The sequence below is a fragment of the Stenotrophomonas sp. CC22-02 genome, from assembly GCF_004365115.1.
In the GTDB taxonomy this organism is placed as follows: Bacteria; Pseudomonadota; Gammaproteobacteria; order Xanthomonadales; family Xanthomonadaceae; genus Stenotrophomonas; species Stenotrophomonas forensis.
On sequence record NZ_SOCO01000001.1, the window covers coordinates 1,565,809 to 1,578,538 of the forward strand.

The 12,730-nt window shown below is 68.3% G+C and carries 10 protein-coding genes and 1 pseudogene; all 11 read right to left on the bottom strand.

The window, feature by feature from the left end:
* Positions 1–1,817 (bottom strand): MCP four helix bundle domain-containing protein (locus N440_RS07320; RefSeq protein WP_133935993.1); only part of this gene is annotated, 1,817 nt, incomplete at its 3' end.
* A gap of 101 nt (positions 1,818–1,918) precedes the next feature.
* A complete protein-coding gene (locus N440_RS07325) occupies positions 1,919–2,302 on the bottom strand; it encodes a hypothetical protein (protein WP_006442858.1) in 384 nt (127 codons plus the stop codon).
* Positions 2,303–2,438: 136 nt separating this feature from the next.
* A complete protein-coding gene (locus N440_RS07330; RefSeq protein WP_006442860.1) occupies positions 2,439–2,930 on the bottom strand; it encodes a chemotaxis protein CheW in 492 nt (163 codons plus the stop codon).
* Positions 2,931–3,088: 158 nt separating this feature from the next.
* Positions 3,089–3,862 carry a flagellar brake protein gene (locus tag N440_RS07335; protein ID WP_006442864.1) on the bottom strand — a complete coding sequence of 258 codons (774 nt, stop codon included), beginning with the start codon at positions 3,860–3,862 and terminating at the stop codon, positions 3,089–3,091.
* 203 nt (positions 3,863–4,065) lie between these two features.
* On the bottom strand, positions 4,066–6,315 hold the full coding sequence (locus tag N440_RS07340; protein ID WP_133934581.1) for a methyl-accepting chemotaxis protein: 2,250 nt from the start codon (positions 6,313–6,315) through the stop codon (positions 4,066–4,068).
* A gap of 339 nt (positions 6,316–6,654) precedes the next feature.
* Positions 6,655–8,643, bottom strand: a complete 1,989-nt coding sequence (locus N440_RS07345) for a chemotaxis protein CheA (RefSeq protein ID WP_133934582.1) — start codon at positions 8,641–8,643, stop codon at positions 6,655–6,657.
* A 45-nt stretch (positions 8,644–8,688) separates the two neighbouring features.
* Entirely contained in the window at positions 8,689–9,054 is a 366-nt protein-coding gene (locus tag N440_RS07350; RefSeq protein WP_005409521.1) for a response regulator, read from the bottom strand.
* A complete protein-coding gene (locus N440_RS07355; protein ID WP_040007804.1) occupies positions 9,051–9,359 on the bottom strand; it encodes an STAS domain-containing protein in 309 nt (102 codons plus the stop codon). Before N440_RS07355 ends, N440_RS07350 begins: the two co-directional genes overlap by 4 nt.
* Positions 9,360–9,688: 329 nt before the next feature.
* Positions 9,689–10,930, bottom strand: coding sequence for a chemotaxis protein CheW (locus N440_RS07360; protein ID WP_133934583.1), 1,242 nt, complete (start codon positions 10,928–10,930; stop codon positions 9,689–9,691).
* Positions 10,927–11,709 (bottom strand): ParA family protein, encoded by a 783-nt coding sequence (locus N440_RS07365; RefSeq protein ID WP_049456095.1) that lies wholly within the window; start codon positions 11,707–11,709, stop codon positions 10,927–10,929. Before N440_RS07365 ends, N440_RS07360 begins: the two co-directional genes overlap by 4 nt.
* 175 nt (positions 11,710–11,884) lie before the next feature.
* Positions 11,885–12,730: pseudogene (gene motD / locus N440_RS07370) on the bottom strand (flagellar motor protein MotD); the annotation flags it as partial.

Below are 12,730 nucleotides of genomic sequence, written 5' to 3' on the forward strand. Positions count from 1 at the left end.
ACTGCGGCGTTCAGCGCCAGGATGTTGGTCTGGAAGGCGATGCCGTCGATGACGCTGATGATCTCTGCGATCTTCTTCGACGAGGCCTGGATGGCGGACATGGTGGTGACCACCTGGCCGACCACTTCGCCGCCCTGCGAGGCGACGCCATGCGCGCCGATGGCGAGCTGGTTGGCCTGGCGGGCATGTTCGGCGTTCTGGCGCACGGTGGAGGTCAGTTCCTCCATCGACGCGGCGGTTTCTTCAAGGTTGGCGGCCTGCTGCTCGGTACGGCGCGACAGGTCGCTGTTGCCGGAGGCGATTTCGCCGGCGGCCGAACTGATCGCGCGGCTGGACTGCTTGATGCGGGTGACGATCTCGCTCAGCTGTGCGGCGGTGGCGTTGGCATCGTCGCGCATGCGGGCGAACACGCCCTGGTAGTCGCCGTGCATGCGCACGGTCAGGTCACCCTGCGACAGCGCGGCGAGCAGGCCGGAGATCTGTTCGATGCTGCCGGCGTTGGCGTCGAGCAGGCCGTTGATCTGCTGGGCCAGCTGCAGGAAGAAGCCTTCCTTGTCGCTGGCATCGATGCGGCCGGACAGGTCGCCGGCGGCGGCCTGGGCGATCACGCGGGCCACTTCGGCCTCGACCAGCGCTTCCTGGGTGCGGTCACGCCATTCCACCACGTAGCCGACGGTGTCGCCGCCTTCATTGCGGATGGTCGACACCACCTGCGCGAACTGGGCATCCCCGTACTGCATCGGGCGACGGGCCACGCCGTGCGCCTTCAGGTTGCCGAGCAGGGTCTGGTCCATCTCGCCGCGGTGTTCAAGCACGGTGACCGGCTTGCCGATCAGCGAGGCCTGGGCGTCGAAGTCCGGCAGGTCGCGGCGCACTTCATCCTGGTACTGGCTCAGGGTCTGCTGCAGCGCGCGGTTGCTGTAGACGATGGTGTTGCTGGTGTCGGTCAGGTACACGCCGGTCGAGCTGTAGTCCAGCGCGGTGCGGATGCGCAGGTTCTCGCGGGCCACGGCCTGGTCGGTTTCGATGCGCTCGCGCAGGTCGCGCTGCATGCGCTGCATGGCCTGCATCAGTTCGCCTACTTCGTCCTGGCGGCTGACGTCGATGTGGCCGTCGAGCTTGCCGCCGGCGACGTCGTTGGCCACCGAGACGGCACCACGCACGCTGCCGACCAGGGCACGGGCGAACAGCCAGACCAGCACCAGGCCGAGCGCGGCGCCGCCGAGCAGGGCGATCACGGTCAGCACGGCCGAGGCGGCGTAGGTGGATTCGGCCTCTTCGCGCGAGGCGCGGGCGAGGCGGTTGTCTTCGGCGATCAGTGCTTCCAGCGCCGAAGCGGCCTTGCGGTGCTTGGTGCGGGTCTCGCCGACGAAGGTATCGATGGCGTCGTCCGGCAGGTCCAGTTCCAGCATCTCGGTGACGCTGTCATAGGAGGCCAGGGCGTCCTTCCATTCCTTGGCAAAGGTGTCGAACAGCTTCTTCTGCTGCGCGTTGTCGACCAGCGCGGGGTAGCCCTTGATCGACTTGTCCATGCTCTCGCGCAGCTCGACGGCCTGCTTGCGTGCGTCGGACTTGACGTCATCGCTGGCGCGGATCAGCTGCTGGTAGGCGGCGTTGCGGTACTCGCCCAGCATGCCGCGCATCTCGCCGGCCATGCGGATGCTTTCCATGCGCGAACCGGCCAACTCGGTGGTGACGTTGTTCAGCGAATGCAGGCCGCGATAGGCGACGATGCCCTGCAGCAGCATCACCAGCAGGAGGACGCCGAAGGTCAGCAGCAGCTTCGGCATCAGTTTCAGGTTGTTGATCCACGGCATGGGCGTTGCGAGCTCCTAAGGCAGACGCGCCCGGGCATCGGGCCCGGTTGCAGCAGAAACCACGCCGGCACGAGCTCCGGCGTGGTTCGACGGACAGCGGATTACTTGATGTTGGCCAGCTTCAGGCCAGCCGGCGAGCTGACTTCGATTTCCGCACGCGAGGCGTCGCGCTGGATCTTGCCGATCACGCACACGGTCTTGCCTTCCAGGGTTTCCAGCGGGAAGGAGAACTTGCCGCGGTTCTCGCCGGCGATGCGGGCTGAGAAGGTGTGGCGCGGGAAGGCGCCGCCCATGTACAGGAAGGTCGGCTGGCCTTCGGAACCTTCTGCGTAGCGGGCCTTTTCGACCTTGCCACAGACCATGCCGTCCTTGCCGACCGAACGCGGTGCCAGTTCCGGCGGGATCATGTCGGCCGACTGGGCGAACGCGGAGGAGGCGGTGGTGGCCAGGACAGCGGCCGAGACGAACGCAAGCAGGGACTTCATCGAGGTGTATCTCCGGGGATGGTGATGGTCGTTCCGGTTCTGCGCGCTCCTGCGCGACCGGCTTCTGTCCCCCTATCGGCACCGCCAGGGGGAACTGAAGGGTTGTGTGACCAGAACGTGAAGCAGGTCCGCTGGATCAGGCCGCAGCGTCTTCGGCAACGGCGGCCTGGCCCATGTCGGCGCTGTCGAGCAGGGTCTCGATGTCCAGCAGGATCAGCATGCGGTCGTCGTGGGTACCGATACCGGAGATGAAACGGGTATCGACGGCGGCGCCGAACTCCGGGGTCGGGCGGATCTGCTCGGCCGACAGCGGGATCACGTCCGAGACGCTGTCAACGACGATGCCGACCACGCGGTCTTCCACGTTCAGCACGATCATCACGGTGAAGGCGTCGTAGCGGGCGTTGTCCAGGCGCAGCTTCAGGCGCAGATCGATGACCGGCACGATGGTGCCGCGCAGGTTGATCACGCCCTTGATGTAGTCCGGAGCATCCGGCACGCGGGTGACCGCGTCATAGCCGCGGATTTCCTGCACCTTGAGGATGTCCACGCCGTAGTGCTCGGCACCGAGGGTGAAGCTGAGGAATTCGCCACCGGCGCTGGCGGCGGAGCTGGTCTTGTCGTTCATCGAGGGGTCCTGGTTCTGCCGGAAGTCCCGGTGTCAGGCTCGATATCGGCCCCTCGGGGGGGGACTTTAGCTGTGGCGCCCGGGGCATCCACGCATGGCGTGGATCTACCGGGTAGCGCCGGAGGGGCATCCACGCATGGCGTGGATCTACCACGTGACTACATCTCGCCGTTGCGGCGGGCCTTGCGCTGGCGGTCGATGCGGAAGATGTAGCGCTGGATGGCGCTGTCGGCGCCGCGCGGCAGGGTGTCGAAGCGCATGCCTACGCGCTTGACCTCGATGCCGTTGGGCTGGCGCTGCGGCAGCAGGTTGCAGACCACCAGTTCGATGTCCAGGTCCGGGCCATCAGGCAGTGACAGCTGCGCCGGGTAGCGCTTCTGCAGGCCGAACACCGCGCAGTCGTTGGGCACGACCACGGCGAGGCCGCCGCCACTGATGTCCACCACCCGCATCGACAACGCTTCGGCGCGGGCTTCGCCGGGCGGCAGCAGCAGCTGCGGCGAGTCGGTGACCGGGGTCTCCAGCCGGTACAGCTCGCGGCGCTGCAGATGGACCAGCTCGTCGGGCAGTGGTGCACGGAACGCAACGTGGCCGTCGTTGTCCACGCGCTGCAGTTCATGCAGGCGGAACCGCACCAGCACGCGTTCAAGCTGGGCGAAGCACAGCAGGTGGTCGGCCTGCTCGGCGGCGCGGTTGGACGCTTCCTGCGGGCTGCCATCGAGCAGCAGGTAGTCTTCGTCCTCGTCAAGATCAAGCAGCGCCGTCGGGAACGAGCGGTCGCGGCCGTCGATATGCGCATTGATCAGCGATCGCTGGTCGATCAGCGAGCGCAGCAACTGGCGCAGCTGGCGCGGGTTGCGGACCAGGAAACGTTCGTCAGCGGCATCGGCCGCGTGGACATCATGCACTGCAGTGTCGTTGCCGTCGGACATGGAATCTACGGTCAGGGGCGGGCGCCAGCACGCGTTGGCGCGAGGCTCGATGGGGATATCGGCCTCTGCATCGGATTATGAAGTGAGAATTACATCACTTTCCATGCGTGAGGGGTCAGATCCCTCTCCTGGAGGAAAGGAACCTGACCCCGACGTGCCACGCAGGTGGATCCACGCCATGCGTGGATGCTTTCCGCGTGGGGTCAGAACTCCTGCCAGTCGCCGTCGGCGGCCAGTGCCGGCTGGGCGCTCGAGCCGCGCAGCGTGCGTGCAGGTGTCGGCCTGTGGACGGGCGCAGCGGCCGCTACCTGGCGCGGCAGCGGTGCGGTGGCCAGGCGCGGCGCGGTGCCCGGGGTCGCCGGCGATGCCAGCCGGAAGCGGGCCACGGCTTCACCCAGCTGCACGGCCTGGTCTTCCATCGCGCGGGCGGCAGCGGTGGCTTCTTCCACCAGCGCGGCGTTCTGCTGGGTGGTTTCGTCCATCTGCACCACGGTCTGGTTGACCTGCTCGATGCCGGCCGACTGTTCCTGCGAGGCGGCGGAGATCTCGGCCATGATGTCGGTCACGCGCTGCACCGAGGCGACGATCTCGCCCATGGTGCTGCCGGCCTGGTGCACCAGGCTGGAGCCCTCGGCGACCTTGCCGACCGAATCGTCGATCAGGCCCTTGATCTCCTTGGCGGCGGCGGCCGAGCGCTGGGCGAGGGTGCGCACTTCGCTGGCGACCACGGCGAAGCCACGGCCCTGTTCACCGGCACGCGCAGCTTCCACTGCGGCGTTCAGCGCCAGGATGTTGGTCTGGAAGGCGATGCCGTCGATGACGCTGATGATCTCTGCGATCTTCTTCGACGAGGCCTGGATGGCCGACATGGTGGTGACCACCTGGCCGACCACCTCGCCACCCTGCGAGGCGACGCCATGTGCGCCGATGGCGAGCTGGTTGGCCTGGCGGGCGTGTTCGGCGTTCTGGCGCACGGTGGAGGTCAGTTCCTCCATCGAGGCGGCGGTTTCTTCCAGGTTGGCGGCCTGCTGCTCGGTACGGCGCGACAGGTCACTGTTGCCCGAGGCGATCTCACCGGCGGCGAGGGTGATGCTGGAGGTGCTGGCCTGGATCTGGCCGACGATCTGCGTCAGCTGGGCGACGGTGGTGTTGGCATCGTCGCGCATGCGGGCGAACACGCCGTTGAACTGCCCGTCCATGCGTGCGGTCAGGTCGCCGGCGGCGATCGACTGCAGCAGCTGCGACAGCTGGCCGAGGTTGCCGTCGGCCACCTGCATCATGGTGTTCAGGTGCTCGATCATCAGCTTGAAGTCGTGCTGGAAACGCTGGGCGTCGCCGCGCTGGCTGAAGTCACCCGCGGCGGCGGCCTCGGCCAGCTGCTGGATCTGCGTATTGATCGCCAGCAGGCTGGCCTTGGCCGCGTCCATCGATTCGTGCAGGATCGCGCGGCTGCCGGGCAGGCGGCGCGCATCCGGGGCCAGATTGCCGGTGGCGTACTGGTTGAGCACGTCAATGGCATCACGGATCGCGTCCAGGTGTTCGAAGATCACCGTGTTGATGCCGCCGGCCAGCTGGCCGTAGACACCCGGGAAGTCTTCCGGGATACGGTGGCTGATGTCCGGGCCGGCATGCATCTGCGCCATCAGCTGGGTCTGCTCGCTGAAGCGGCGAAGCATGGCAGTCATGTCGGCGGTGGCGGCCAGCATCTTGCCGGCCTCATCCTTGCTGGTGGCCTGGGTGCTGACGCTGAGGTCGCCGCGGGCGACGGCCTGGATCGCGTGCACGGCCTTGCCGAGCGGGCCGGTGACGGCGCGCGAGATCACCGTGGCCAGCGCGGCCGCGACCAGCGACAGCAGCACGATGCAGCCGATGATGGCGATCATGCTGGTGCGGTGGGTGGCGTTGGCGGCAGCGATCTTGGCGTCCATCAGGCCGGCGATGTGGATGCCGAGCGCCTTCATCGCCGCGAACAGTTCACGACGCGCCGGGCGCGACTGCTCGTCGGAGATCTGCTGCGCGAGTGCGCCGTCACCGGCAGCCACGGCGTCACGCATCGCCTTGTTGGCGGCGAAGTAACGCTCCAGCTGCACGTTGGCGGCCTGGTACAGCTCGCGTTCCCTGGCCAGCGCCGGCAACGCCGCGTACGCGGCCAGTTCCTCGTGCACGGTCCTGGCGGTGTCGTCCATGCGCTTGTTGTAGTCGGCCACCTTGTCCGGCTGGTCAAGCATGCTCAGCAGCGCCAGCTCGTAGGTGCGGAATTCACCCAGCTGCGAGCGCGCCTCGCCCAGGTGCTGGACCGACGGAATATCGTTGCCGGCCATCTCGCCCAGCTGCGTGTTGGCCTCGCTCAGGCGCAACAGTGCGAAGGCGCCGAGGACCAGGGTCATCAACGTGGTGAGGGTGAACCCCACGGCCAGCTTGCGGGCGATGGGCAGATCTTGGAACCACTTCATGCAGGGTGCTCCAGGTGGGCAGGGTGCCGGCGCAGTCGCGGCGGCTGGGGGTGGTTGCAGAGCGAACGGGAGTGCCCGGTGGGGTTCGGTGACGGCCGTCATTGCGGGATAACGGCGCGGCCCGCGCGGACTTTATGGACGCAGATCACATTCGGTTGCGTAGGGATGACGGCGCGAAAGTGCCGCAGTGGCGGGGCTTTCGCTTGCGTGGCGTGGTTGCATGCGAAAGCACGGCGCCGACGGAGTTCACAGAAGGGATCTGACCCCGGGTGGAATGTGGCGCGCAAACAAAAACCGCCGCCCCGAAGGGCGGCGGTTCTGGACAGCCTGCAATGGGAATCAGGCGGCCTGCGGCATCCGCAGCGAACGCACCAGGCCGCCGATATCGACGATCAGGGCGACGCGGCCGTCGCCGAGGATGGTGGCACCGGATACCCCGCCGATGCGGCGGTAGTTGTTCTCGATGTTCTTCACCACCACCTGCTGCTGGCCGACCAGCTCGTCCACTTCCAGCGCGATCTTCTGGCCATCGCCCTCGACCACCACCACCAGCGACTCGCTGCCCGGCGCACGGTTGCCGTAGCCGTAGTACTCGCTGAGCGACAGGATCGGCAGGTACTCGCCGCGCACGCGCAACACGCGGCCTTCGCCGGCCATGCTGCGGATGTCCTCGGCCTGCGGCTGCAGGGCTTCCAGCACATAGGCCAGTGGCAGGATCAGGGTTTCACCGGCCACCGCCACGGTCATGCCATCAAGGATGGCCAGGGTCAGCGGCAGGCGGATCAGGGTGCGGGTACCGGCGCCGAGGCTGCTTTCAATCTGCACCTCCCCGCCCAGCGCCTGGATGTTGCGGCGGACCACGTCCATGCCGACGCCACGCCCGGACAGATCGGTCACCGCATCGGCGGTGGAGAAGCCGGGCTGGAAGATCAGGTCCCAGACCTGCGAATCGGTCGGGTTGTCCGGTACGGCCAGGCCGCGCTCGTGCGCCTTGGCCAGGATCTTGGCGCGGTCCAGGCCGCGACCATCGTCACTGACTTCGATGACGATGTGCCCGCCCTGGTGCGAAGCGGCCAGGGTGATCGTGCCGGTCTCGTCCTTGCCCGCACCGCGACGCACGTCGGGCATTTCCAGGCCGTGGTCGATCGAGTTGCGTACCAGGTGCACCAGCGGATCGGCGATCTTTTCGATCAGGCCCTTGTCCAGCTCGGTGCCTTCGCCGACGGTACGCAGGCGCACCTGCTTGCCGAGGCGGCTGGACAGATCGCGGACCAGGCGCGGGAAGCGGCGGAACACCGCGTCGACCGGCAGCATGCGCACGCCGATCACCGCTTCCTGCAGGTCGCGGGTGTTGCGTTCAAGCTGGTCCAGGCCCGCGAACAGGCTCTCGGCAAGAACCGGGTCCAGCGCGTGCGAGACCTGCTTGAGCATGGCCTGGGTGATGACCAGTTCGCCGACCAGGTTGATCAGTGCATCGACCTTGTCGACGCTGACCCGGATCGAGGTCTCGGCTTCCTGGGGTACGCCGCCGCTGGCCGCGGGCGCGGGTGCGGCCGGTGCCGCAGGAGCCGGTGTGGAAGGGGCTGTTGCGGCCGGGGCCTGGGTGGCCAGGCTCGGCGGCGCCGCCGGACGGATGTCCAGTTCGCAGTCGTCCAGCACCCAGGCGAAGGTGTCTTCGATCTTGCTGCGCGGCACCTTGCCGACCAGGCCCAGGTCCCACGCCAGGTGGGCCTCGAGCGGGTCGAGCTGGGCAAAGCCGGGCAGGCGCTCGATGCGCGCGGCGACCTGCAGCGACCCGAGGTGTTCCAGTTCGCGGATGATGCGCAGCGGATCGTTGCCGCTCATGAACAGCGACGGTGCCGGGGTGAAGCCGATCTGCCAGGCTTCCGGCGTGTCGTCCACCTTGGCGGCCGCGGCGGCCGGGGCACTCGGCGCGGCCTGGCCGGAGAGCACCGCTTCCAGGCGTGCCTTCACCGCAGCGACGGCCGCGGGATCGGCGGCCTGGCCGTGTTCGGCTTCGCGCAACAGGGCGCGCAGCACGTCCACCGAGGACAGCATGGCGTCGACGGCGTGGCCTTCCAGTGCCCGCTTGCCGGCACGCAGCTCATCGAGCAGCGTTTCCAGCACGTGGGTCAGGCCGGCGATCGCATCGAAGCCGAAGGTGCCGGCGCCGCCCTTGATCGAGTGGGCGGCGCGGAACACCGAATTGATGATCTCCGCGTCCTGCTGCCCCGATTCCAGGGCCAGCAGGCCAGCCTCCATCGCGTCGAGGCCTTCGCGGCTCTCCTCGAAGAAGGTGGCGTGGAAGCGTTGCAGGTCCATGCTCATGGCAGTGGTGGTCCGGAAGCGAAGAAGGGGAGCGGTGCCGGGCGATCAGCCCAGCACTTTCTGCACGGTGGCGACCAGCTGTTCCGGATTGAACGGCTTGACCAGCCAGCCGGTGGCACCGGCGGCCTTGCCTTCGGACTTCTTGTCGGCGGCCGACTCGGTGGTCAGCATCAGCAGCGGGGTGAACTTGTAGTCCGGCAGCTGGCGCAGTTCGCGGATCAGCGCGATGCCGTCCATGTTCGGCATGTTGACGTCGGTGACCACCGCATTGAAGCGCTGGCCCTTGGCGCGACCGAGCGCGACCGCGCCGTCTTCAGCTTCTTCGACGGCAAAACCGGCCGAGGTGAGGGCGAAGGAAACCATCTGGCGCATCGACGCCGAATCGTCCACCACCAAGATACGTGCGCTCATGCAGCGTTCTCCACAGATTTCAGGTTGTCATGGGTTGCGTCCAGGCCCAGGGCCTGGGTGACGCCCAGCAGGCGCGCGGCGTCACGGAAGGTTGCGGTGCAACCGTGGAAGCCGGTGCCCAGGCCTGCCTCGCGGCGAGCCTGCACGAACGCACACAGCACCTGTATGGCAGCGGTGTGGATGCGGGCGACCTGGCTTGCATCCAGGGTCAGCTCGCCGGCCTGCGCCACCAGCGGGGCGAGGCGGTTCTTGAGCTCGGTGCTGCTCTCGATGCCGAGATCCTCACCCAGTTCGACAGTGCTCATCGTTGCTCCGGACAAACGGTTCCGTGATCCATAACGGCACCCCGGCGGGGTTCTTTAGAAGAATCGACGCGGAGCGTCGATGCGATGCCTTTCGGGGACGCCGTTGAAAAGGGGACGGAGGGGATTAAGTCGCAAACGGCCGCGCCCGTCTGCGGCTACCCGTAGCGACGGCGACCGCGCAGTGGGGACGTAAGGGGTTGATCCAACGGATCAACTTCTTGCGTCCCCGACAGGTAACGCGTCGGCGCGGTGCGCCGACCCAGTTGATGTCGTGCAGATCACGGGGGCGTTTGCGACTTAATCCCCTCCGTCCCCTTTTTCTTTGCGACTCAGTTCAACAGCTGGGTGGCGTCGAGCAGGATCATCGGGCGCTGGCTGACCCGGGCCACGCCGCGGAACAGATCGTTGGAGATCTGGCAGATGCGCGCGGTATCGGGTGGCTCGATCTGCGAGTCGGTGAGGTTGGCGACGTCTTCCACCGCCGACACGCGCAGGCCGATGGTCTCGCCGTCTTCCTCCAGCACCACGATGCGGGTCTGCGCGTCGTCCTCGGCGGCGGCGGCACCAAGGTGCAGGCCGAGGTCCATCACCGGCACCACCTGGCCGCGCAGGTTCATGATGCCGAGCATGGCCGGTGCGGTGCCGCGCAACGGCAGCAGCGGCACCGGCAGCACCACTTCCTGCACCTTCAGCAGCTCCAGCGCATAGGCCTGGGTGCCGCAGCGCAGGCGTAGCCAGCGCGAGGTGCGCTCGCCGGCGCGGCGGTTCTGCGGGTGCGGGCTGCTTGCCGGGTGGTGCGCCTGGGCCTGCAGTTCCTGCCAGCTGCTGGGGCGGCTGGCTGCGGGGGCGTCCACGGCGACCCGCGGTGGCGGTACGGCCGCGGTGCGTGCGGCGGGTGCGGTAGCAGCTCGCGGTGCTGCCGGTGGTACCGGCGCCGCAACCACGGCCGGCGGCGGCGTGGCGACGTCTTCGCCGCCCGCGGCGGCTTCGAATGCCGCCTGCAGGCCTGGGCTGTCGGTATGGGCGAGGTGATGGCTGTCAGCCGTATCGGTCTCGTAGATCACTTCGTCCGGAAGGTCGTCCCAGGTGGGTTCCGGGCCGGTGCCTGCGGTGGCCGGCGCCGGGGCCGTCTCGTGCAGCACCTCGTCTGGCAGGTCATCCCAGGTCGGTTCGCCTTCGGCGGCGGCCGGCGTTGCGGCGGCCTCGAATGCGGCCTCGAGCGCGGCGTCGTCCGCGGTCGGGGCAGTGGCCACGGTGTCGGTTTCGTAGATCACTTCGGCGGGCAGGTCGTCCCAGGTCGGCTCGCGCTCGATCGTCGCCGCCGCCTCGAACGCGGCCTCGAGCGCGGCGTCGTCCGCGGCGTCGTCCGCGGCCAGGGCAGCGGCCACGGTGTCGGTTTCGTAGATCACTTCGGCCGGCAGGTCATCCCAGGTCGGCTCGCGCTCAGCGGCTGCTTCGCTCGCCGCGCTCGGCGGGGCGCTGGCGGGCGGCGGCGCAGCGGGTGGCGCGGCGACAATCGCTTCACCCAGCAGTTCGTCCAGATAGTCGTCCAGTACGCCGGTGCTGTTCATGCGGCCTGCTCCAGGGCGCGAGCGTCCTCGCCGAGAATCCAGTTCAACGCACGGCGGTAAGCCGCCAGACCGCGGCCCGGGTAGTCCTCGCCGACGCTGGGCAGGGTGAGGCCGGCGGCATTGCTGATGCGCGTGTCGATCGGAATCGCGTCTTCCCATACGCGCGCGCCGTGACGGTCCTGCATGGTGCGCAGCGATTCGTTGCCGGCGCGGGTGCGGCGGTCGAACAGGGTGGGCAGGATCGAGATCGGCAGCGGGCGGCGGCGCGAGCGCTCGACCATCTCGCCGGTGCGGACCATGCCATCCAGGCCGTGCAGTGCCAGCGGCTCGGCCTGGGTCGGGATGATCAGGCGGTCGGCGGCGGCCAAGGCATTGATCATCAGCAGGCCGAGGGTCGGCGCGCAGTCCAGCAGGATGTAGTCGTGCTGGCCCTGGTGGCGCGCCAGTGCATTCTGCAGGGCCAGTCCGAGGCCGGGCTGGTTGGCGCTGCGGCGCTCCAGCGTGGCCAGTGCCGACTGCGCGCAGACGTAGTCCAGACCGTGGATGTTGCTGGCATGGCACAGGCTGGACAGGTCGGCCGGCGGGGCGCCGAACAGTTCCAGCACGCCGGCCGGCGGCGGATCCACCGGCACGCCGAAGGCGCGGCTGAGCGAGGCATGCGGGTCGAGGTCGATCAGCAGCACGCGGTGGCCGAGCGCGGCCAGGCCGCGGCCGAGGGCGAGGGTGGTGGTGGTCTTGCCGACTCCGCCCTTCTGGTTGGCGACTGCCCAGATGCGCATCGGTTTACTCCTTCATTGCCGGGGGAACGGCGGCGCCGACGCGGCTGCCAGCCGGCACCGGCGGCAACTTCACCGGTGCGATGGGGGAGGTGGGGGCGGTAGCCGGAGTTGCGGCGGCTTGTTCGGTGGCGCTGGTGTCGACGGCGCCGGTGGCAGCGTTCAGGCGCTGCCCGAGCGGATCGACCGAGTGCGAGGTGTCGGCCAGGATGATGACCATCACCCGGCGGTTGCGGTTGCGGCCCTGCGCGCTGTCGTTCTCTTCGCGCGGGCGGAACTGGCCGTAGCCGACCATCGCCAACCGCGAGGGTTGCACGCCCTGGTCGGCGAACAGGTGCACCACGCTGGCCGCGCGCCCGGCCGACAGTTCCCAGTTGGACGGGAAGGTGGCGGTGGCGATCGGCACGTTGTCGGTGTGGCCTTCCACGCGCACGCTGTTGGGCACATCGCGCAGCACGTCGGCCAGGCTGGCCAGGGTCTGGCGTGCGTGCACGTCCAGCGCGGCCGAACCGGTGGGGAACAGGATGTCACTGTTGATCTCGACCTCGATCCACAGTTCGGTGCGGCGCACGCTGATCATGCCGCGGTCGATCAGCGGCGCCAGCGCGGCGGTCAGTCGGTCGGCGATGCTGTTGAGCTGGCGCTCGGCGCGCGCGATCTGTTCCTGGTTGTGCACCGACACCGGCATGCGCATCTGCGAGGCCATCGACGGCAGCAGCGTCGGGTCATGCGACGGGGCCGGTGCGGACGGACCGATCTTGGTGCCGGACTTGATCACCGACGGGCTGTCCCAGCCGCCGCCCTGCACCTGCTTGTTGCCGACCTGCACCGGGTTGATGGTGCGCGGCGCACCACCGAAGGCATCGGTGAGCGCGTCGGCCATGATCCGGTACTTGCCCTCGTTGACCGAGGAAATCGCATACATGACCACGAAGAAGGCGAGCAGCAGCGTCATCAGGTCGGCATAGGGGATCGCCCATGCTTCATGGTTGGCGTGCTCTTCGTGGTGCTTGCGGCGGGCCAT